This is a genomic window from Rhizobium sp. PDO1-076 (assembly GCF_000247475.1).
Lineage (GTDB): Bacteria > Pseudomonadota > Alphaproteobacteria > Rhizobiales > Rhizobiaceae > Allorhizobium.
In genome coordinates, this window is sequence record NZ_AHZC01000422.1 from 1 (window position 1) to 21,230 (window position 21,230).

Annotated in this window: 23 protein-coding genes and 1 pseudogene; 16 read left to right on the forward strand and 8 right to left on the reverse strand. The window is 61.5% G+C overall.

Annotation, left to right across the window (positions count from 1 at the left end; genetic code table 11):
- The 12 genes from PDO_RS24120 to PDO_RS24175 form a co-directional block, all read left to right on the forward strand.
- On the forward strand, window positions 1-425 hold a 425-nt coding region (locus PDO_RS24120), incomplete at its 5' end, for a UbiA family prenyltransferase (protein WP_007607971.1).
- Window positions 425-562: a hypothetical protein gene (locus PDO_RS27650; protein ID WP_007607973.1), complete on the forward strand. Its 138-nt coding sequence runs from the start codon at window positions 425-427 to the stop codon at window positions 560-562. The genes PDO_RS24120 and PDO_RS27650, both read left to right, overlap by 1 nt.
- A gap of 12 nt (window positions 563-574) precedes the next feature.
- Window positions 575-1,183 carry a cytochrome c oxidase assembly protein gene (locus tag PDO_RS24130; protein WP_007607975.1) on the forward strand — a complete coding sequence of 203 codons (609 nt, stop codon included), beginning with the start codon at window positions 575-577 and terminating at the stop codon, window positions 1,181-1,183.
- 57 nt (window positions 1,184-1,240) lie between these two features.
- On the forward strand, window positions 1,241-2,119 hold the full coding sequence (locus PDO_RS24135; protein WP_007607977.1) for a cytochrome c oxidase subunit 3: 879 nt from the start codon (window positions 1,241-1,243) through the stop codon (window positions 2,117-2,119).
- 153 nt (window positions 2,120-2,272) lie between these two features.
- Complete coding sequence (locus PDO_RS24140; RefSeq protein ID WP_007607981.1) at window positions 2,273-2,656, forward strand: DUF983 domain-containing protein; 384 nt, start codon at window positions 2,273-2,275, stop codon at window positions 2,654-2,656.
- On the forward strand, window positions 2,625-3,434 hold the full coding sequence (locus PDO_RS24145) for an SURF1 family protein (protein ID WP_037075336.1): 810 nt from the start codon (window positions 2,625-2,627) through the stop codon (window positions 3,432-3,434). Before PDO_RS24140 ends, PDO_RS24145 begins: the two co-directional genes overlap by 32 nt.
- A gap of 68 nt (window positions 3,435-3,502) precedes the next feature.
- On the forward strand, window positions 3,503-3,868 hold the full coding sequence (locus PDO_RS24150) for a DUF1304 domain-containing protein (RefSeq protein WP_007607985.1): 366 nt from the start codon (window positions 3,503-3,505) through the stop codon (window positions 3,866-3,868).
- Window positions 3,869-3,879: 11 nt separating this feature from the next.
- The gene (gene ispH, locus PDO_RS24155; protein ID WP_458574670.1) at window positions 3,880-4,878 is read left to right on the forward strand and encodes a 4-hydroxy-3-methylbut-2-enyl diphosphate reductase; all 999 of its coding nucleotides are present in this window, start codon (window positions 3,880-3,882) and stop codon (window positions 4,876-4,878) included.
- Window positions 4,879-5,204: 326 nt separating this feature from the next.
- A complete protein-coding gene (locus tag PDO_RS24160) occupies window positions 5,205-6,731 on the forward strand; it encodes an ABC-F family ATP-binding cassette domain-containing protein (protein WP_007607996.1) in 1,527 nt (508 codons plus the stop codon).
- 207 nt (window positions 6,732-6,938) lie between these two features.
- The gene (locus tag PDO_RS24165; protein ID WP_037075338.1) at window positions 6,939-7,904 is read left to right on the forward strand and encodes a homoserine kinase; all 966 of its coding nucleotides are present in this window, start codon (window positions 6,939-6,941) and stop codon (window positions 7,902-7,904) included.
- A complete protein-coding gene (rnhA, locus tag PDO_RS24170; protein WP_007607999.1) occupies window positions 7,901-8,368 on the forward strand; it encodes a ribonuclease HI in 468 nt (155 codons plus the stop codon). The genes PDO_RS24165 and rnhA overlap by 4 nt, the downstream gene beginning before the upstream one ends.
- A gap of 100 nt (window positions 8,369-8,468) precedes the next feature.
- Window positions 8,469-8,777, forward strand: a complete 309-nt coding sequence (locus PDO_RS24175) for a Dabb family protein (RefSeq protein ID WP_007608001.1) — start codon at window positions 8,469-8,471, stop codon at window positions 8,775-8,777.
- A gap of 72 nt (window positions 8,778-8,849) precedes the next feature.
- Here PDO_RS24175 and PDO_RS24180 read toward each other — a convergent pair whose 3' ends face one another.
- Window positions 8,850-9,335: a peroxiredoxin gene (locus PDO_RS24180; RefSeq protein WP_007608004.1), complete on the reverse strand. Its 486-nt coding sequence runs from the start codon at window positions 9,333-9,335 to the stop codon at window positions 8,850-8,852.
- A gap of 74 nt (window positions 9,336-9,409) precedes the next feature.
- Window positions 9,410-10,252, reverse strand: coding sequence for a protein-disulfide reductase DsbD domain-containing protein (locus tag PDO_RS24185; protein WP_160167061.1), 843 nt, complete (start codon window positions 10,250-10,252; stop codon window positions 9,410-9,412).
- Window positions 10,253-10,439: 187 nt separating this feature from the next.
- Between PDO_RS24185 and PDO_RS24190 the strand changes: the two genes are divergently transcribed.
- Together PDO_RS24190 and PDO_RS24195 are read left to right on the forward strand one after the other, a co-directional pair.
- Window positions 10,440-11,045: a YqgE/AlgH family protein gene (locus PDO_RS24190; RefSeq protein ID WP_007608008.1), complete on the forward strand. Its 606-nt coding sequence runs from the start codon at window positions 10,440-10,442 to the stop codon at window positions 11,043-11,045.
- Window positions 11,046-11,147: 102 nt separating this feature from the next.
- Window positions 11,148-11,783: a LysE family translocator gene (locus PDO_RS24195; protein WP_007608012.1), complete on the forward strand. Its 636-nt coding sequence runs from the start codon at window positions 11,148-11,150 to the stop codon at window positions 11,781-11,783.
- A 25-nt stretch (window positions 11,784-11,808) separates the two neighbouring features.
- Here the strand turns inward: PDO_RS24195 and PDO_RS24200 are convergent, their stop codons facing one another.
- From PDO_RS24200 to thrC, 4 genes are all read right to left on the reverse strand, one after another.
- The gene (locus PDO_RS24200) at window positions 11,809-14,727 is read right to left on the reverse strand and encodes an EAL domain-containing protein (RefSeq protein ID WP_007608014.1); all 2,919 of its coding nucleotides are present in this window, start codon (window positions 14,725-14,727) and stop codon (window positions 11,809-11,811) included.
- The gene (locus PDO_RS24205; RefSeq protein WP_007608016.1) at window positions 14,724-15,335 is read right to left on the reverse strand and encodes a GNAT family N-acetyltransferase; all 612 of its coding nucleotides are present in this window, start codon (window positions 15,333-15,335) and stop codon (window positions 14,724-14,726) included. The genes PDO_RS24200 and PDO_RS24205 overlap by 4 nt, the downstream gene beginning before the upstream one ends.
- A gap of 66 nt (window positions 15,336-15,401) precedes the next feature.
- Window positions 15,402-16,700 carry a M16 family metallopeptidase gene (locus tag PDO_RS24210; protein WP_007608018.1) on the reverse strand — a complete coding sequence of 433 codons (1,299 nt, stop codon included), beginning with the start codon at window positions 16,698-16,700 and terminating at the stop codon, window positions 15,402-15,404.
- A gap of 20 nt (window positions 16,701-16,720) precedes the next feature.
- Window positions 16,721-18,127 carry a threonine synthase gene (gene thrC / locus PDO_RS24215; RefSeq protein ID WP_192814391.1) on the reverse strand — a complete coding sequence of 469 codons (1,407 nt, stop codon included), beginning with the start codon at window positions 18,125-18,127 and terminating at the stop codon, window positions 16,721-16,723.
- A gap of 302 nt (window positions 18,128-18,429) precedes the next feature.
- On the opposite strand from thrC, the gene PDO_RS24220 reads away from it, so the two are divergent.
- Both PDO_RS24220 and PDO_RS24225 read left to right on the forward strand, forming a co-directional pair.
- Window positions 18,430-19,026, forward strand: a complete 597-nt coding sequence (locus PDO_RS24220; RefSeq protein WP_007608022.1) for a hypothetical protein — start codon at window positions 18,430-18,432, stop codon at window positions 19,024-19,026.
- Between the two features lie 124 nt (window positions 19,027-19,150).
- A complete protein-coding gene (locus tag PDO_RS24225; RefSeq protein WP_007608024.1) occupies window positions 19,151-20,071 on the forward strand; it encodes a diacylglycerol/lipid kinase family protein in 921 nt (306 codons plus the stop codon).
- A 72-nt stretch (window positions 20,072-20,143) separates the two neighbouring features.
- On the opposite strand, the gene PDO_RS24230 is transcribed toward PDO_RS24225, so the two are convergent.
- Together PDO_RS24230 and PDO_RS28475 are read right to left on the reverse strand one after the other, a co-directional pair.
- Complete coding sequence (locus PDO_RS24230) at window positions 20,144-20,833, reverse strand: HAD family hydrolase (protein WP_007608026.1); 690 nt, start codon at window positions 20,831-20,833, stop codon at window positions 20,144-20,146.
- Between the two features lie 115 nt (window positions 20,834-20,948).
- Window positions 20,949-21,230 (reverse strand): annotated as a pseudogene (locus tag PDO_RS28475) (TetR/AcrR family transcriptional regulator); the annotation flags it as partial.

Below are 21,230 nucleotides of genomic sequence, written 5' to 3' on the forward strand. Positions count from 1 at the left end.
CGCTCGACAGCGTCGTTCTGTTCATGATTATCTTCCTCTGGACGCCGGCCCATTTCTGGGCGCTGGCGCTGTTCAAGATGAAGGACTACGGCGCAGTCGGCGTGCCGATGATGCCGAATGTCGCCGGCATCCCCTCGACCAAGCGCCAGATCGCCGCCTATGCGGTTCTGACCGCAGTCACCGGCGTCATCCCGACCGTGACCGGACTTGCCTCGATCGGCTACGGCCTGTTTGCCGGCGGTCTCGGCATCGTCTTCGTCCTCTGTTCCATCGCCGTCTGGCGCATGGCCGACGGCGACGAAAAGATGGTGCCGGCCAAGAAGCTCTTCGCCTATTCGATCTTTTATCTCTTCGCGATCTTCTCGGCGCTGCTGGTCGACCATTACATCGCGTCGTTTGCCCAGTTCTTCGGAGGTGCTGCCTGATGGAAACCGTCAAGCTGAATGAGGCCCAGAAGAAATCGCGTCGCGGCCGCAATGTTGCGCTCGGCGTGCTGCTGGCAGCGCTCGTTGTGATCTTCTACGTCGTCACGATCGTCAAGATCGGCAGCGTCGGGCATTAAGGAGCAGCGGACGTGAGCGAATTCATCCAGAAAGACAAGACCGCCAAGCGCCGCGACCTGCGGGTTGCCACCGCATGTTTCGTCTTTGTCGGCGCGATGGTCGGCGCGGCCTATGCCTCGGTGCCGCTCTATCAGCTGTTTTGCCAGGTGACCGGTTATGGCGGCACGACCAAGCGGGTCGAGCAGGCCTCCGACGTCATTCTCGATCGCAAGATCAATGTTACCTTCGACGCCAATGTCTCGAATGGCCTGAACTGGGAATTCCGCCCGGTCGACAAGCAGGTCAGCCCGCGCATCGGTGAGACTGTCGAAATCCGTTATGTCGCGACGAATCATTCGTCGCGTCCGGTCACCGGCGAGGCGATCTTCAACGTCACGCCGGGCGAAGCCGGCGCCTACTTCAACAAGGTCCAGTGCTTCTGCTTCACCGAGACCACGTTGCAGCCGGGCGAGACCATGGAAATGCCGGTCGTCTTTTTTGTCGATCCCGCGATTGTTGACGCGGAAGAGACAAAGGGCCTTGGCACGATTACCCTGTCCTACACCTTTTATCCGCGCGAGGATCAGAAGCCGGTGGCCGCTCTGTCGGCCGGGGAAGAGGTTGGACAGCCGAAACTGTGAGAGAGGGGTCCGGTTCGCCGGGTCTCGTTATGAAATTGACATTCGGGGATTGCTGAGATGGCCGAAGCGCACACCAAGAACCACGACTACCACATCATCGATCCGAGCCCCTGGCCGCTGCTGGCTTCGATCGGTGCGTTCATCATCACCTTTGGCGGCGTCGGCTACATGCGCTACCTGTCGGGTGGCTCGTTCAAGCTGTTCGGTCTCGAACTGGCGCATCCGTGGCTGTTCTTCATCGGCCTGGCGATCATCCTGTTCACCATGTTCGCCTGGTGGGCCGACACGATCAAGGAAGCCCATGCCGGTCACCACACCCGCGTGGTCTCGCTGCACCTGCGCTATGGCATGATCATGTTCATCGCGTCGGAAGTGATGTTCTTCGTTGCCTGGTTCTGGGCCTTCTTCGATGCCAGCCTCTTCCCGCACGAAGCGATCCAGGCAAGCCGCGTCGAGTTCACCGGAGGGCAGTGGCCGCCGGTCGGCATCGAGGTTGTCGATCCCTGGCACCTGCCGCTCTACAACACCATCATCCTGCTGCTGTCCGGCACCTGTGTAACCTGGGCGCACCATGCCCTGCTGCACAACGACCGCAAGGGCGTGATCACCGGCCTGACCCTGACGGTCCTGCTCGGTATCCTGTTCTCCTTCGTGCAGGTCTATGAGTACATGCACTCGCCGTTCGACTTCAAGAATTCGATCTATGGCGCGACCTTCTTCATGGCGACCGGCTTCCACGGCTTCCACGTTCTGATCGGCACGATCTTCCTGATTGTCTGCCTGTTCCGGGCGCTGGCCGGCCACTTCACGCCGCAGCAGCATTTCGGCTTCGAAGCCGCCGCCTGGTACTGGCACTTCGTTGATGTCGTCTGGCTCTTCCTCTTCTTCACCATCTACATCTGGGGTGGTTGGGGCGCGCCGGTGGCGCACGGCTGAAGGCCGGAGTTTCGACAGATCAAGGGCGGCCCCAGTGCCGCCCTTTTTGTTGCCGCTGTTTCTGGTGCCTGCGACGATCCGGCCGATAGAGTAGAGCAATGCATTGGTCTAATGCTTGGCAAAAGCCAAATGCACGCCTTATGGGAGAGCGCCATGACCAAAGATACCGCCCAGTTTCCGCCCGTCGATCCGGTCAAGGCGGCGCTGCATGCGTCCTGCCCGCGATGCGGCAATGGCCGCCTGTTCGACGGCCTGACCAAGCCGAAGGCAAAATGTTCAAGCTGCGGCCTGGACTATTCCTTCATCGATGCCGGCGATGGCCCGGCGATCTTCGTCATCCTGCTCGTCGACTTCCTCGTCGTCGGTCTGGCGATCTGGGTGGAGATCAACTACCAGCCTTCGATCTGGCTGCATCTGCTCGTCTTTGCGCCGCTCGCCGTCGCCCTCTCGCTCTGGCTGATGCGCACCCTGAAGGCCTGGATGATCGCCATGCAGTACAAGCACAATGCGTCGGAAGGGGCGATCGACCGTGGCTGACGATACGCCAGCGCCAGTCCAATCAACGAAGCCTATACCCGCGCGCCGCTGGCGCTTCTGGGTTGGCCTCGTGCTGGTGCCGCTGGCGTTGGCAATCCTGGTGTCGCTCGGCACCTGGCAGGTCAAGCGTCTCTACTGGAAGGAAGCCCTGATCGCCTCAATCGAGGAACGTCGTCAGGCGCCGCCAATGGACATGCCCGCCATCGAAGCCTTGGCTGCTGCGGGCGATGATGTCGATTACCGCGCCGCCGTGGCCGAAGGCCACTTCCTGCATGACAAGGAGCGCCATTTCCTCGCCACCTTCCAGGGCCAGTCGGGTTTCTATCTCTACACGCCGCTGCAGCTGTCCGACGGACGCTATCTCTTCGTCAATCGCGGCTTCGTGCCCTATGACCGCAAACAGGCATCCACCCGGCCGCAAAGCCTCATCGAAGGGCCAGTGAAGTTGACCGGTCTTGCCCGCGCGCGTCTGGGCGAAAAGCCGTCCTCCATGGTTCCCGACAATGACGAAGGCCGCAATATCTTCTTCTGGAAGGACCTGACCCGCATGGTCGCTACGACCGGCCTGCCGGATGATAAGGTGCTGCCGTTTTTCCTCGACGCCGATGCGACCCCCGTGCCGGGCGGCCTGCCGATGGGCGGCGTGACCCAGATCGACCTGCCCAACAGCCATCTGCAATATGCCGTGACCTGGTACGGCCTGGCCGTCGCCTTGCTCGCCGTGTCGATTGCCGGCCTGTTCGGTCGAAGGAAGCGGCCGGGCGCATCCCACTCGTGACAAGCGTCAAATTCCGCTAGAACAGACGCCAGGCCGGATTCGCACCGGCCCATGGGGACACTGACACAATGGGTTTTCTGGCTTCGACACTGGTGGCGCTCGTTGCGCTCGAACATATCTACATCCTGATCCTTGAGATGTTTCTCTGGACCACGCCCTATGGCCGCAAGGCCTTCGGCATGAAACCCGAACAGGCGGAAGCGACGAAGGTGCTGGCCGCCAATCAGGGTCTCTACAACGGCTTTCTCGCCATCGGCCTGATCTGGGGCCTGCTGCATCCCGATCTGGCTTTCGGTTATCAGATACAGCTGTTTTTCCTTGGCTGTGTGCTGGTCGCTGGCCTATATGGGGGAATAACGGCCTCGCGGAAGATCTTTGTCATCCAGGCATTGCCCGCGGCCATCGCCATTCTTGCTGTCCTGATCGCTGGCTGACCTTGATGAACATGCATATCGACCGACCACCTCTGACGATCAGGCTCTGCGGCCCGCGCGGCTTCTGCGCCGGCGTCGACCGTGCCATCCAGATCGTCGTGCTTGCCCTCAAGCGTTATGGGGCGCCGGTCTATGTGCGCCACGAGATCGTCCACAATCGCTATGTCGTCGAGGGCCTGGAAGCCAAGGGTGCGATCTTTGTCGAGGAACTCGACGAAATCCCGGCCGAGCATCGCCAGCAGCCGGTTGTGTTCTCGGCCCATGGCGTGCCGAAATCGGTGCCGGAAGATGCCCAGAGCCGCAACCTTTTCTATCTCGACGCAACCTGCCCGCTGGTCTCCAAGGTCCACAAGCAGGCCATGCGCCACGAGCGCCTGGGCCGCCATGTCATCCTGATCGGCCATGCCGGTCATCCCGAAGTGGTCGGCACCATGGGGCAATTGCCGGAAGGCACGGTCTCGCTGATTGAAACCGTCGCGGACGCCGAGGCCTACCAGCCGATCGATGCCGACAATCTCGGCTTCGTCACCCAGACCACGCTCTCGGTCGATGACACCGCCGGCGTCATCGCCAAGCTGCACGAACGTTTCCCCAATCTGACAGCGCCGTCTGCCGACAGCATCTGCTATGCGACGACCAACCGCCAGGAAGCCGTCAAGCAGGCCGCCCCCGGCTGCGACCTGTTCATCGTTGTCGGCGCGCCCAACTCGTCCAATTCCAAGCGGCTTGTCGAGGTGGCGCTGAGGGCAGGGGCCACCCGCTCCCTGCTCGTCCAGCGCGCCGCCGAAATCGACTGGGACGATGTCGGCACGATCGGCACGCTCGGCATTTCCGCCGGTGCCTCGGCCCCGGAAGTCATCGTCGACGAGATCATCGAAGCCTTCCGCACCCGCTTCGACGCCAAGGTCGAACTGGCGATCACCACGGAAGAAAACGAACACTTCCTCGTCAATCGCGAACTGCGCGAGGTCGAATTGACCCGCGACGACATGGCGTGGGTCAACGGCTGATACACGACAAGTGAAGTAGGCGTCTTGCCTTCCACCCCGGCCATCATGTAGATTTACCACTGCGCTTTAAAGAAAGGAGGGATCCCGTGCAAAATCATTATTTCCGGTTCAACCGGCAACGTGGTCCCGTCCAGGCCCTGCAAATGCGTTTGCAGGGCTGATCAGAGACCGTTTCTCAGCGACACTTTCTCCTGGTCTGCCCTTCGTGGCCCGCAGCGCCAAGCCATTCCGGCTTGCGCTCTGCATTTTTTCCGACCGCAGCGATATCCATTGAACAAGGCGAAAGTCCTGTCCGGACCGTCGCGCGGCAAGACCAGAGAACGACCATGTCCCTGATCAATATCCGCCACCTCGGCATCACCTTGTCGAGCCCGCTGTTTTCCAACCTCAACCTTGTCGTCAATGCCGGTGATCGCATCGGCCTTGCCGCCGCCAATGGCCGTGGCAAGTCGACCCTGTTCCGCTGCATCGCCGGTACGCTTGATGCGAGCGAGGGCGAGATTACCAAGGCGCGTGGCCTGACCATCGGCTATGTCGAGCAGAATGTGCCACAGGGGCTTCTCGACCTGACCTTTTACGATGCGGTGCTGGATGCGCTTTCGCCCGAACAGGCCGAAAGCGAGAGCTGGCGCGTCGATGTCGTGCTCGGTGAACTCGACGTGCCGTTGGAATTCCACCAACGGCCGCTGAAGGCGCTGAGCGGCGGCTGGCAGCGCATGGCGCTGATCGCCCGCGTCTGGGTCACGGAACCGGACGTGCTGCTGATGGACGAACCGACCAACCATCTCGACCTCGGCAAGATCGCCGCCCTCGAGGCGTGGCTGAATGCGCTGCCGCGCGACGTGCCGGTGATCCTCGCCAGCCACGACCGTGCCTTTCTCGATGCCGTCACCAACCGCACCGTCTTCTTGCGGGCCGAACAGTCGCAGGCCTTCGCATTGCCCTATTCGCGTGCACGCCTGGCGTTGGAGGAGGCGGATGCGGCCGATGCAAGGCGCTACGAGCGTGACATGAAAACCGCCGATCAGTTGCGCAAGCAGGCAGCCAAGCTCAACAATATTGGCATCAATTCCGGCAGCGACCTGCTGGTGGTCAAAACCAAGCAGTTGAGGGAGCGGGCCGAGCGGCTGGAGGACGCGGCCAAACCGGCTCATCTCGAACGATCCGCTGGTGCCATCAAGCTTTCCAATCGCGGCACCCATGCCAAGGTGCTGGTGACGCTGGACGACGCCGAGGTGCGGACCCCCGATGGCACGCCGCTGTTTCGCACCGGCAAGCAATTCATCTGCCAGGGAGATCGGATCGTCCTGCTCGGCGCCAATGGCGTCGGCAAGACCCGCCTCATCGCCATGCTGCGCAAGGCCATCGACAATTCCCAGATTGTCCAGGACGGCATCAAGGCGACGCCGTCGCTGGTGCTTGGCTATGGCGACCAGGCGCTGGCCGATCTGCGCGACGCCGACACGCCGATGCAGGCGATCATCCATCGCTTCGATATCGGCGACCAGCGGGCGCGAGCACTGCTGGCGGGCGCCGGCATGAATATCGACATGCAGGCCCGCCCGATCGGCCGCCTGTCCGGCGGCCAGAAGGCACGGCTCGGCATGCTGGTGCTCAGGCTCACGGAACCGAATTTCTACCTGCTCGACGAGCCCACCAACCATCTCGACATCGAGGGGCAGGAGGCGCTGGAGAGCGAGTTGATGCAGCATCAAGCCAGCTGCCTGCTGGTCTCGCACGACCGCAGTTTCGTCCGCGCCATCGGCAATCGCTTCTGGCAGATCGAACGAAAGCGACTGGTCGAGGTGGAGGGACCAGAAGACTTTTTCGCAGCGGCGGCGCTCGCCAGGTAGTCGTCGGATACACCAGGGGCGGCGCTGCGGGCAGGCCCCTGGTGTATCCGCAAGAACGAAACGGCACGCGGGACTAATCGTGTGGGCTAGGTGTCCTGTTCTCGCGCCGCCCCCTTTTCCTGTGCCGGATGTCGCTTGAGGACTGGCACTTGCCGGTCCCGCGCGCTATGCGTTCAGCTTCATTCCATGCAGCACGGGAAAATCGCTGTGGCAGTCTATACCGACATTTCCGAAGGCGATCTCAAGGCCTTTCTCGAGCAATATGATGCGGGCGAGTTGACCTCCTACAAGGGCATTGCCGAAGGCGTGGAAAACACCAATTTCCTGCTGCACACGACCAAAGATCCGTTGATCCTGACCCTCTATGAAAAGCGCGTCGAGAAGAACGATCTGCCCTTTTTTCTAGGCCTGATGCACCATCTGTCCGAGCGTGGCCTGTCCTGCCCGCTGCCGCTGCCGCGCAAGGATGGTGCGCTGCTCGGTGAGCTGTCCGGTCGTCCGGCGGCATTGATCTCCTTCCTGGAAGGCATGTGGCTGAGAAAGCCCGAGGCGCAGCATTGCCGCGAGGTCGGCAAGGCGCTAGCCGCGATGCATGTGGCCGGCGAGGGTTTCGAGATTGCGCGCCCCAATGCGCTGTCGCTCGACGGCTGGCAGACGCTCTGGGCCAGGTCTAAGGATCGCGCCGACGAGGTCGAGACCGGCCTGGAAGACGAGATCGGCGCGGAGCTTGCCTATCTTGCCGCCCATTGGCCGCAGGACCTGCCGTCAGGCGTCATCCATGCCGATCTCTTTCCCGACAATGTCTTCTTCCTCGGTGACACTCTCTCGGGCCTGATCGATTTCTATTTCGCCTGCAACGACTACCTCGTCTACGACCTGTCGATCTGCCTGAATGCCTGGTGCTTCGAAAAGGATGGCGCCTACAATATCACCAAGGGCAAGGCGATGATCGAGGGCTACCTGTCGGTGCGCCCGCTCTCGAATGACGAGATCCTCGCCCTGCCGATCCTGTCGCGCGGCTCGGCGCTGCGCTTTTTCCTCACCCGTCTCTACGACTGGCTGACCACGCCGGAAGGCGCGCTGGTGGTGAAGAAGGATCCGCTCGAATATCTGAAGAAACTGCGCTTCCACCGGGCGGTGGTCAGTGCCGCCGAATATGGACTGCTGTCATGAAACATGTCGAGATCTATACCGATGGCGCCTGCTCGGGAAATCCCGGCCCCGGCGGCTGGGGCGCCGTCCTGCGCTACGGCGAGGTCGAAAAGGAATTGTTCGGCGGTGAAGCCGACACGACCAACAACCGCATGGAACTGCTGGCGGCGATTTCGGCGTTGAACGCGCTGAAAACGCCTTGCGAGATCGATCTGCACACCGACAGCAAATATGTCATGGACGGCATTTCGAAATGGATCTTCGGCTGGAAGAAGAACGGCTGGAAGACTGCCGACAAGAAGCCGGTGAAGAATGGCGAACTCTGGCAACAGCTTGATGCCGCCAACCAGGCCCATAAGGTCAAGTGGCACTGGGTCAAGGGCCATGCCGGCCACCCGGAAAACGAACGCGCCGACGAGCTTGCCCGCCGCGGCATGGAGCCGTTCAAGACTTCGACCTTCGGCAAGTCGCTGCTGGTGAAGTGAGGGCGTTGCTCCCGTTGCGCAAGGAAATGCAGTACTCGGTGACCTTGCCCTTTCCCCCATTCTCCCTATGCTCCGACAAAACACGTCAAGGGAGATATCGATGATCCAGCACTGCGTATTCCTGCGCTTCAAGGCGGCTGTCCAGGAGCCCGAGAAAAAGGCGATCTATGCGGCCATTGCCCAGTTGAAGGATGTCGTGCCGGGAATGCTGGATGTTAAGGCTGGGCCGAACGCTTCGCCGGAGGGCCTGAGCAGCGGCTACAATGACGGTTTCATCGTCACCTTCGAGGACGCACTGGTGCGCGACTATTACCTGAAACATCCGGCCCATGTCGCGGTCGGCGAGCGCATCGTGCATGCGACCGATGGCGGCCTTGCCGGCATTCTCGTCTTCGATCTTGAAACCTGAAATCCTCGCATGAAAACGAAAGGCCGACTTTCCCGAGAAAGCCGGCCTTTCGCACGATGAACTGATTGTCGTTCAGAGCTGTTCGATCATCGTGGCCGCCGACGAGACGGTCGCCTGGCCGGGATTTTCCTCGACATTCAGGCTCTTGAGCACGCCATCCTCGACCAGCATGGAATAGCGCTTTGAGCGCACGCCGAGCGCGCCGGCGGACAGATCCGCGTCAAGGCCGAGCGCCTTGGTAAAGGATGCGTCCCAGTCGGCCAGGAAGTGGATCTTGCCAAGGCCGCCGGTATGTTGCGCCCAGGCGCCCATCACATGCCAGTCGTTGACGGAAATCACGGCGATGTCGTCAACGCCGCGCGCAAGAATCTGGTCGCGGTTTTCCAGGTAGCCGGGCAGGTGGTTGAGCGTGCAGGTCGGCGTGAAAGCGCCTGGCACGGCAAAGACAACGACCTTCTTGCCGGCAAACAGCTGTTCGGTGGTTGTTTCCACCGGGCCATCGGCCGCCTTTTCCTTGAACGTAGCCGTGGGCAGCTTGTCGCCAATCGCAATCGTCATGAAATTCTCCTCGCTTTATGGCGCGCACCGGCGTCAGGCGCAGTGCATCGTCGCGGTGGAAATATAGAAGCGGGTCAATCAAAGGCAAGCGTGGTTTCCATCGCACGCCCAGCCGCCAGCACAAGGATACCCCAGCGTTTTCCGGTCAGCGTATAGGTCTTCGGCAGCTTGCCGATCGGCACCGATACCTGCACCTTGCCATCCCCAAGGATTTCGGCCTCGCCATCGAGAAACACATGACCGCTCGGTCCGCTGACGAAAACCTGGGGCTCCGTCGTTCCGACCGGCAATCGCAGCGTCAGGTCTAGCTGCTTGAGGTCGGAACGCATCGCATAGTGGGTCACGGCAAAATCATCGGACGGCGCATCCGGCAGGCGCTGCCTCGCCGCCGAGATCATCGAGGCTTCCTCAGCCACGGCCGCGTCGCCGCTGCTCAACGCGACGGTCAGGTCCGCCTGGAACGGGATGCAGATATTCTTGCAGACGCCGATGAAGGCGTTGACAGTCAGAGTGTCGGTGTCTGCGCCGAGACCCGCAATCACCAGCGGCAATGTCACCGCATGATCGTAGCCGACATCACGCATGCCGCTGTTGTCGAGCACTTTCGGCACGGGAAAGCCGATGCTTTCGATCACGGCTGTACTGCCCGGTGAAAGCGTCAGCGCCGGCGGAATGCCGACATCGCCGGGTTCCTTCCAGTAGGTGATCCAGCCGGAATTGGGCTCGATCACCAGGGCACCCTCGCGCCGGCCATCCGGATCGGCGGGCAGCAGGACGAGGCGCATGCGTCCACCCTCGTTGACCGCCCAGTCGCTGCTCGCCGCTTGAGTGTCGCCGATGGTTAGCGCCATGGTTGCAAGCGCAAGCAGGAGGCCGAATGTCAGCCCATGTGTGAACTGGACAAGGGGACGGTTCATGAGGTGGCGGCTCTCGTGCATCATGGCCATCGGCTCTAGAGGAACGCCCGGCGGCTTGCCAGTCACGGTTATGAAATTGTCATCATTTTCGGTTGATCGCAAAGCCCTTCTGCCCCATCTTGAAGGGGAGGGCCTTTTAAACCACGCATCCGGTCCATTGCCCATGGGCAAGTTGAGGGAGGCAGGCATGGCTTTGTCATCAATAAAGGGAGTACGGGAACGCGGCTTTCTCGACGGCCAGTTCCTGATTGCGATGCCCGGAATGCCGGACGGCAATTTCGCCCGCTCGGTCGTCTATATCTGCGCCCATTCGTCGGCCGGAGCCATGGGCTTCATCATCAACCGCGCGCAGACCGTGACCTTTGCCGACATCCTGCTGCATCTCGAACTGATCGATCGCAATGATGCGATCATGCTGCCCGACCATGCCCGGCATTTCCCCATCCAGTGCGGCGGCCCGGTTGAACAGGGCCGTGGCTTCGTGCTGCATTCCGACGACTATCTGTCCGACAGCAGCATACCGGTCAGCGACGATATTTCCCTGACGGCCACACTCGATATCGTCCGCGCCATCTCCGACGGCCGCGGCCCGCGCCATGCCACGATGCTGCTCGGTTACGCCGGCTGGGGCGCAGGCCAGCTTGAACTCGAGATCGGCAACAATGGCTGGCTCAATTGCCCGGCCAGCGAGGAGCTGATCTTCGACCGCTCACTCGACAACAAATACGAGCGGGCGCTGTCCCTGATGGGCATCAACCCGGCCATGCTGTCGATGGATGCGGGTCACGCGTGAAGAGAGTGAGATTGGCCGTTTGATTGGTGCTTGCGCCGGTCGGACACGCAGGCCACAGTTGCGGTAGTCCAGCCACAAGGCGGATCCAGCCGGAATTGCCCCATGCCCTCGATCGATATCCTGCTTGCCTTCATGCTGACCACCGCGGTCTTCGCCTTCATCCCGGGGCCGGCCATGCTTTACGTCGCCGCGCGCACGCTGGCGGCGGATCGGCGCGCCGGGCTTATGGCGACGCTGGGCATCCATATTGGTTGTTATGTGCATGTGATCGCCGCCGCCGCCGGCCTGTCGATCCTGTTTCATCTCGTGCCGACGCTGTATCTAGCGGTCAAGCTCGCCGGTGCGGCCTATCTGATTTTTCTCGGCATCCGCATGTTCCGTGCCAGCCGTCAGGCCGCCGGCGGAACCACTCCCGCGTTCGAGAAGAAATCGTCCGCGCAGGCCTTTGCCGAGAGTATCCTGGTCGAGGTTCTCAATCCCAAGACGGCGATCTTCTTCCTCGCCTTCCTGCCGCAATTCGTCGATGCGGCGGCAGGCTTTCCCGTCTGGCTGCAGTTCCTCATACTCGGAACAGTGGTCAATCTGATGTTCTCGTTCGCCGACGTGGTCTGCGTCCTGGCCGCCGGCCTTGTGACAAAGCGGCTGGCGCGGATTTCCTCGCTGCAGCGCAATCTGCAACGGGCCGGCGGTGCCGTGCTGGTCGGGCTTGGCCTGCACGTCGCCTTCCAGCGCAGCTGATCACCGAGTGACGAGAAAGCGGGCTCTACGCCCGCTTCATCAGCGGAAAGCGTTCCTTCAGCAGCCGCAGCACCGAATCCGAGCCGAGCGGCGGCCCGAACAGGAAGCTCTGGCCGAAATCGCAGCCCATCTTGGCCAGCTCTGCCGCATCCTGGTCGGTCTCGATACCTTCCGCAACTACCTGCATCTCCAGCCCGCGCGCCATGGCGACGACGGATTTGAGCAGGATCGAGCGTTTCTCCGACTGGTCGCAGACCAGTGCCTTGTCGAGCTTGATCGTGTCGAAGGGGAAGCGGGTCAGGTAGGCCAGCGAGGAATAGCCGGTGCCGAAGTCGTCGAGTGCCAGGCTGATGCCGGTTTCCTTCAGCTTTTCCAGCATCAGGCGCGCCTGTTCCGGGTTTTCCATCACGACGGATTCGGTGAGTTCCAGCTTGATCCGCTTCGGATCGCATTGGGTCTTGGCGAGCATTGCCCGCACGTCGTTGTAGATTTCGCTCGAGATCAGCTGCGCCGAGGACAGGTTGACCGACAGGAAGACCGGCAATTCACCGGTCTGTCGCTCCCAGTCCATCAGGTCTGACGTCGAGCGTTCCAGGGCAAACATGCCGAGCGGTTCGATCAGGTCCGACATTTCCGCGATCGGGATGAATTCCGACGGCGGAATGCTGCCGCGCTTGGGGTGATCCCAACGCATCAGCGCTTCGAAACCGGCGATCTCGCCATTGGCCAGCTTGACGATCGGCTGGTAGGCCATCGTCAATTCCTTGCGCTCGATGGCACGGCGCAGGTCGGTTTCCAGCTGTAGCCGGTCTGTGCTGACACTGCGGAAAGCAGGACGGAACGGCTCGACCTTGTTGCCGCCGCCGCGCTTGGCCCGGTACATCGCAAGCTCCGCATCCGACAGCAGGCTGGCCGCACTTTCCTGCTGGTCGACCCAGGACACCAGGCCGATCGAGGCGGTCAGCACGATTTCGCGATTGGCGAAATTGAGCGGCACCATGATCGCCTTGGAAACCGCGTCGGCAAAATCGGCGACCTTGGCCGGATCGCGCTCGGAGACCAGGATTAGGCCGAACTCGTCGCCGGACAGCCGCGCCAGGGTGTCCTGCGGCTTCAAGAGGCGACGCAGGCGGCGGGTGATGGCAATCAGGATATTGTCGCCGGCCGCAATGCCGAGACTGTCATTGACCTGCTTGTAACGGTCGATGTCGATGGCCAGAACCGTCGGCCGCACCGTTTCCGTTGTGCCCGCCAGCGACAGGACACTCTGCAGCCGGTCGAGGAAAACCTCGCGGTTGGGAAGCCCTGTCAGGTTGTCGTGCATCGCATCGGTGAGCAGGCGGTCGATCGAGTTCTTCTGCTCTGTCACGTCGATGATCGTGCCGACGCAGCGGATCACTTCGCCATTCGAGCCGAGCACCGGCCGGGCGCGGATCTTCAGCCAGTGGAAATGACCATCTTCGGCGCGGATGCGGAATTCGTGGCTGAGGCGCCCCTTGCGGTGTTCGAGCAGCACGTCGAGCGTGGCGCGGAAACGGTCGCGGTCGTCGGGATGCAGCCGTGGCAGCCAGTTGCGCGCCGGTCCGTGCATCGTGCCGGGCGAAAGCCCGAGCCGCACCGAGACATCGGGGCTGGTGACGACGCGGTCGCGCGCGACATCCCAGTCCCAGACAGTGTCGCCGGATCCGGTCAACGCCAGAGACTGCCGCTCCAGATCTGAAAACAGCCCTTGCTGATAGGCGCCGCCGGCAAAGGCATGCTGCATGACCGTAAAGCCGATCAAAAGCACGATCAGAACCAGACCGCCACCCAGCGCCGGCTGGATGATGTCGTTGTCGAGCCGGCCGGTCACCGTCAGCCAGCCGCCGAACAGCCAGACCATGATCAGCGCCCAGGTCGGCACCAGCAGGATGGCCCGGTCATAGCGGTTGATACCGAGATAGATGATCAGCCCGATCCCGGCCGTCGCGGTCAGCGCGAAGGAGAGACGCGCTATGCCGGACGCGATCGACGGGTCGTAGATCGCGACACCGAACAGCAAGGCAAGTCCGAGGATCCAGGCAAACGTCGCATAGCCGAGATGCACATGCCAGCGATTGAGATTGAGATAGGTGAACAGAAAGATGACGAGCGAGGAGGCAAGCGCCACTTCCGCGCTGGCACGCCATATTCGCGTGTCGCCGGAGGTGATGCTGATCAGCTTTTCGAGAAAGCCGAAATCGACGCATATGTAAGCGAGCACTGCCCATGCCAGCGCCGCCGCTGCCGGCAGCATCGACGTTCCCTTGACCACGAACAGGATGGTCAGGAACACGGCCAGGAGGCCGGCAATGCCGAGCACGATACCGCGGTAGAGCGTGAACGCGTTGACCGTGTCCTTATAGGCGTCCGGTTCCCACAGATAAATCTGCGGCAGGTTCGGTGTTGCAAGCTCGGCGACGAAGGTGATCACGGCGCCCGGATTGAGCGTGATGCGAAAGACGTCGGCATCGGGGCTCGCCACACGGTCGAGCGCGAAGCCTTCCGACGGCGTGATCGCCAGGATGCGTTGCGAGCCGAGATCCGGCCAGAACATCCGCGAGCCGGCCAGACGGAAATGCGGCGCGACGATGACGCGCTCAAGCTGTTCCTCCGAGACATTGGCAAGCGCAAACACCGCCCAGTCGCCTTGATGCTCTGGCGTGCTGGAGCGGACCTCGATGCGCCGGCGGATGCCGTCGGTGCCGGCAGCCGTCGAAACCTGGAAGGCCTCGCCCTGGTTGGTATAGATTTCCGTCGTTGCGGTCAGGTCGAGCGCATTGTCGTCGCGGGCAATCTTCACGGGTTCGACGGCATGGGCCAGGGGGGCAAATAGCGATGCAAACAGGGATGCAAGCAACAGAGTGACGAGGACCGGCAACTGCGAACGGCCGGCCTTCGGGGTGTTATTCCAGAAACGCGTCATGAAGCTGCTTTGCCGTTCCGTGTCTTCTGGTCTCTTATTTTGGAAAACAGCATGTGATCGCGCCACTGTCCGTTGATTTTCAGATATTCGCGCAAGAGACCTTCTCGCTCAAATCCCGATTTTTCGAGTAGCCGTATGCTGCTGACATTGTCCGGAATACAGGCTGCTTCAATTCGGTGCAACTCAAGAGGCCCGAAGATGTAGGGAATAGCCAATTGAAGTGCGGCAAACATATGGCCTTTTCCCGCATGACGCTCGCCCATCCAGTATCCGATCATGCAGCTTTGTGCTGCACCCCGGCGGATCAGGCCGATCGTTAGTCCGCCGATCAGGGTTTCGTCATCGCGGGAAAACAGCAGGAACGGCACAGCCAGCCCGGAGTGGAATTCCTGTTCATTGCGGATTACCCGCTGCCGGAAGGACCGTTCGGTCAGCTCGTCCGAGCGCCAGCTCGGCTCCCAAGGCTGCAGGAAGGCGCGGCTGTCGCGGCGGATTTCATGCCACTGGTCGAAGTCGCGGTAGCGGGGCAGGCGCAGCAGATGCCGTTCGCTGGTCAGCTCCGGAGGCTCCGGCTGCCGGGACAGAAACCGAAACACCGAGCGCGTCATTTGCTGTCCCCAAAAACAAAGCGCCGGCGGTTCAATACCGCCGGCAGATCAAGTTTCGTGCTCGTTTCAGCCCGCCGCCTTCAGCGAGGCGGTGTTGCGTGAGGACAGTGCGCCGGCGATTTCGTCCAGCGACACCAACTGCTCGACCGGGCCGATCGCCGAAAGCGTCGGTGCCGTGTCGAAGAATAGGCGACCGGCAAGATCGGTCAGCCGCTGCGTCGTGATGCCGGCAAGCCGTTCCATCATTTCTGCGTTCGGAATGGTCCGGCCATAGAGCATCATCTGGCGGGCAATCTGTCCGGCACGGGCAGCAGGGCTTTCCTGGCCCATCAGCAGCTGGGCCCGGATCTGCGCCCGCGAACGCTCGATTTCCTGCTGATCGATCGATTGCGACGCCTTGCGCAATTCGTCGATGATGACAGGCACCAGTTCCGGCAGGTTGTCGCCGCCAGTCGCGGCATGGATGCCGAAGATGCCGGTGTCGGAAAAACCCCAATGGAAAGCATAGACCGAATAGCACAGGCCGCGGATCTCGCGCACTTCCTGGAATAGCCGCGAAGACATGCCGCCGCCGAGGATATTGGCCAGAATCTGCGAACAGTAGAAGTCGCGCATGTGATAGGCCTTGCCTTCGAAGCCGAGCAGCACCTGCGTATCCATCAGGTCACGCTCCTCGCGCGCCTCGCCGCCGGTATAATGCGCGACATCCATCACCGGCGCAGCCGATGGCTGGGTCGGCAGGCCGGCGAAACGCTGTTCGACCTGCTTGACGAATGCGTCGTGATCGACAGCACCGGCCGCCACGACGAACATCCGGTCCGTGGTGTAATTGCGCGAAAGATAGCCGCGGATCTCGTCGCTGGAAAACGACAGTACCGATTCCGGCGTGCCGAGAATGCTGCGGCCAAGAGTCTGGTTCTGGAAGGCGCGTTCGGAAAAGCGATCGAACACGACATCGTCAGGTGTGTCGTCGGCAGCACCGATTTCCTGCAGGATGACATGCTTTTCGCGTGCCAGTTCTTCCTCGTCGAAGACGGATTCCGTCAGGATGTCGGCGAGAATATCGACGGCCAGCGGCACATCGTCCTTCAGCACGCGGGCGTAGTAGGAGGTGGTTTCGGTGGAGGTGGCGGCGTTCAGTTCGCCGCCGACATTCTCGATTTCCTCGGCGATCTGCCGGGCGCCGCGTCGGCTCGTGCCCTTGAATGCCATGTGCTCGAGAAGATGCGCGATACCGTGTTCGGCCTCCGTCTCGTTGCGTGAACCGGACTTGATCCAGGTTCCGAGCGCCACGCTTTCGAGATGCGGCATATTCTCTGTTACGACCGTCAACCCCGAAGGCAGCCGGGTGCACTCAACATTCATGGTCCGTCTTTCTGCGTTTCTTATTTATCCGCCCGGGCATGTAAGCCGACAAAGCTTTCGACGGCTTTAAGTTCCGCGGGCAGGATATCGAAACGCTCCTCCCTGTCCATCAGATCAGCAAGCCACGATGGAAGCGCGGGGTCAATACCGGATGCTGATTTTACTGCAGCCGGGAACTTCGCCGGATGGGCGGTTGCTAGCACCACCATCGGGCTTTGCGGCTTTTCAAACTTCTTCGCCACATGCACGCCAACGGCCGTATGCGGGTCGAGAAGATAGCCGGTATCGTCCAGTACCGCCTTGATTGTCTTGGCAACTTCCTTCTGCGTCGCACGCCCGGCGCGGAAGTCCTTGCGGATGAATTTCAGCGCCTCGTCCTTGATTTCGAACGCGCCGGATTGCTTCAGGCTTTCCATCGCGGAACGGATCGAGGCGGCGTCGCGTCCGTAAGCTTCAAACAGCAGACGTTCGAAATTCGACGAGATCTGGATGTCCATCGACGGCGAAGTCGTCGCCGAAACGCCCTTCATCTCATAGCGACCGGTCTTCATCGTGCGCGCTAGGATATCGTTGTCATTGGTGGCGATGACCAGCTTGTCGATCGGCAATCCCATCTTCTTGGCGACATAGCCGGCGAAGATGTCGCCGAAGTTTCCGGTCGGCACGGTGAACGAGATCTTGCGGTCCGGCGCACCGAGCGAGATGGCGGCGGTGAAATAGTAGACCACCTGCGCCATGATGCGCGCCCAGTTGATCGAGTTGACGCCCGAGAGTTTGATCCGGTCGCGAAAGGTGATGTCGTTGAACATGGCTTTGACGAGGTTCTGGCAGTCGTCGAAATTGCCCTCGACGGCAATGGCGCGCACATTGTCGGCGGTCGACGAGGTCATCTGGCGCTGCTGCACCGGCGACACCTTGCCATGCGGGAAGAGGATGAAAATGTCGGTGCGCGACCGTCCCGCAAAGGCGTCGATCGCCGCCCCCCCCGTGTCGCCCGAGGTCGCGCCGACGATGGTGGCCCGTTCGCCGCGCTTCTCCAGCACATGGTCCATCAGGCGTGCGATCAATTGCATCGCCACGTCCTTGAAGGCGAGCGTCGTGCCGTGGAAGAGTTCCAGCACGTAAGAGTTCGGGCCGGTCTGTACCAGAGGTGCGACGGCCGGATGGCGGAACGTGGCATAGGCCTCGTCGATCATCTTGCGGAACACGTCCGGATCGATCTCGCCGTCGACAAACGGCGAAAGAACCTCGAAGGCAACGTCTTGATAGCTCTTGCCGCGCAAGCCACGGATGGCTTTCTTCGACATCTGCGGAAAGGTACGCGGCACATAGAGGCCGCCGTCGCGGGCAAGGCCAGCCAGCAATGCGTCACAGAAACCGAGGCTTTCCGCCTCTCCGCGGGTCGAGATATATTCCACGAGCATTATCCTTGATCAGTAGAAGCGGGGAGTGCTTGCCCCGGAGACTATGGCGTTTTCGATAAAGAGGTTTGCCATTTTGCGCCAGACTTGGCGGCTCAATTTCGCAAGCCCGGCAGCCACACGCAGATCGAGGCTCCCCATCCGGAATGATGGGCATTGCAGGTGAGGTGAAATTTGAATCAAAACGCTGGCTACCCAATCGATTTTTGTCCGCGCCGCTGGTATAGACCATCCGCAAGGGCGCTGAAAAGCCTCAAGTTCGACAGTTTTGCGGCTCTTTGAGCCGAGCATGCGGAAGGTAGAGTCTCGTGTCTGTATTGGTGTCGCGCGGTGTAGTGGCCGTTTCGCTTATGATGCTTCTTGCCGGGTGCAACTCCGGCAATCCAGGTGGCGATTTTGTCCTGGTGGGCAAGCCTGACCCTATGCAGGGCACCGGAGACCCGGCCACGCGTTACACCAGGGTTCCTGTCACGACCACAGCCGAAGCCGGCGCCGTCGTCCAGGGATTCTGCCCGGCCGTCGTCCTGCGTGACGGCACGGCCTATCATCGCAGCTATGCCGGCGGCAAGCAGGACGATCCGCAGCAGGTTGTCTACCAGGCGTCGCTCGCCGACAGCACGCGTGCCTGCGCCCGCACCGACACCACGCTGACCATCACCGCCGTCTTGCAGGGCCGCCTTGTTGCCGGGCCGCAGGGCAAGGCCGGCACATTCACTCTGCCGATCCGCGTCACCGTGCTCGATGGCGACAATGAAGTCAGCTCGCAAGTCGTGCAGTATCCGGTGACGATGGCCGACGTGAACCAGCCGACGCAATTCGTCTTCAGCAACGAAGTCACCGTGCCGGGCGACGTATCCGGCGCGACCCGCGTCTATGTCGGTTTCGAAGACAAGAAGAAAAAGTAACCCCTGCTGGCATAGTGTCATCCCCGCTAAGGAGCGCGTCTTCATCGGAAGGCGCGCCCGGGATTTGTCGAGCCGGTTTTCTCCGGCCAAGGCAAGACTGGTCAGGGCAGGGGGATAAGGCCGCGTGAAAATCGCCATCATCAGAAATCCGGCTGCGGGCGGCGGAAAGAATAGCAAATTCTGGAACCCGGCCCGCGATGCCTTTGTCGGGCGCTTCCCGGGTATCGACATCCACGAGAGCCGTTTCCCCGGTGACGTCAACCGTCTGGCCGCCGAACTTGCCGACGCAGGTTATGATCTCATTATCGCGGCGGGCGGCGACGGCACGATCAACGAAGTGGTCGATGGCGTGCTGAAATCGACACGACCGCAGACGGCGATTTCGCTGATGCCGCTTGGCACCGGCTGCGATTTTGTCCGCAACTTCGTCCTGCCCAAGGATCCGGCAGCCCTTGCCGAGCGCATTGCCAATGCCTCCAGCCGTCGCATCGATGCCGGCCGCATCGTAAGCAAAGCCGCCAGTGGCGAAACCGTGTCGCGCTACTTTGCCAATATCACCAGCGTCGGCATTTCAGGCGAGATCGTCGAGGCGGTCAACGCGCCGGGCAAGCGCAAGCTTCTCGGCGGCCCGGCCCGCTTTCTCTATCATTCGATCCGCGCGATCCTGAATTTCCGTCCCTATATGTTTACCGTCCGGATCGACGGGACGCTGATCTATGAAGGACCGCTGGCCATTGCTGCGATCGCCAATGGTGGCTGGTTCGGCGGCGGCATGCATTGTGTGCCGCAGGCGGATCTCTCCGATGGCCTGTTTGATGTCGCCGTCATGCGCCAGGATTCGGTTCTGGGACTGCTCGACCTGCTCGGCAGGCTATATTCGGCAAGTCATATCGGACATCCGAAACTGAGCTTTCATCGCGGCCGCAAGGTCGAGATCCAGCCGCTCGTGCCGAAGCGCTTTCCGGTGGAAGTCGATGGCGAGACCCTCGTCGAGGGCGGGTTCATTGCCGAAATACAGCCAGGCGCGCTGACCATACGAATCTGACCACCCGGATCTCACGTTACGGATTTGACGAGCCCATCGCGAAGAGCTGATTTGCCTGTGCCGAGCGGCGCCTCAGACAGCGCCGACCCAGTTCTCCATCGCGGCAATCACCGCCGGCAGGTCGACCATGCGCGCGATCACCGTTTCCGCGCCGGCATCGGTCAGCCGGTCGGCATGCGAAGGATAGGTATGCGAAGCGCCGGTAAAGCCGATCACCCGCATGCCGGCTTCGCGCGCCGCATGCACGCCATGCACCGAATCCTCGATCACCACGCAACGGCCCGGCGCAACGCCGAACTGGGCTGCGCCATGCAGGAAGATGTCCGGCTTCGGCTTGACACGGTCAGCGCCGAGATCCTTGGCGGAATAGATATGCGGGGCGAAATGCTCCTTGAGCCCGACCTTGCCGAGCATCATGTCGAGCCGCGCCGAGGACGAATTGGAGCAGATGCAGCGCGGGCCTTTCAGCCGTGCCAGCGCAAAGGCAACCCCCTCGATCGCCTTGACCTCGCGGGCAAGCCGCTGGTCGAGCAGTTCTTCCGACTTGTCGATCAGGCTGGCCGACAGCGGGATATCGATCTCCTTCTCGATCGACAGGAGGATATTCTTCCAGGTCATGCCGGAAAAGCGTTCGCCCATCTCTTCGGTGGAGATCGGATAGCCTGCTTCGGTCAGAAGCTTCGATTCGACCTTGGCGGCGATGATTTCGGAATCGACCAGCACGCCGTCGCAGTCGAAGAGGATGAGGTCGAAACCGCTCATGTGGGGAAATCCGTTTGTCGTCAGGGAGGCGGCCTGACTACACGAATAAGATCGCAAGGACAATCCGCACCGCACGCATGGCTGCTAACCACCTGCGTCTATCACTCTGCGTCTGTCAGCCAGTCTTTGTCGAAACAGAAGCAATGGCCAGCAGCTGCGCCTCCAGTTCCTGTGGATAGCGTTTCAATCCGGCCTCTTTTTCCAGCATGTCGGCGAGCCATACGCCATCGGCGGCAAGCCTTGCTATCGTCAGCGTCGGCATGTTGTCGGTGTCGCGGTGGCGCGCCAGGCGGCCGTCCAGCCAACCCGACCAGATCGCCCGCAGTGCGGGCTCGGAAATGGTGGCGACGGAAAGTGCGGCCCAGAGGCTTTGCCTGCCCTGGGTCCGGTCTGCGAA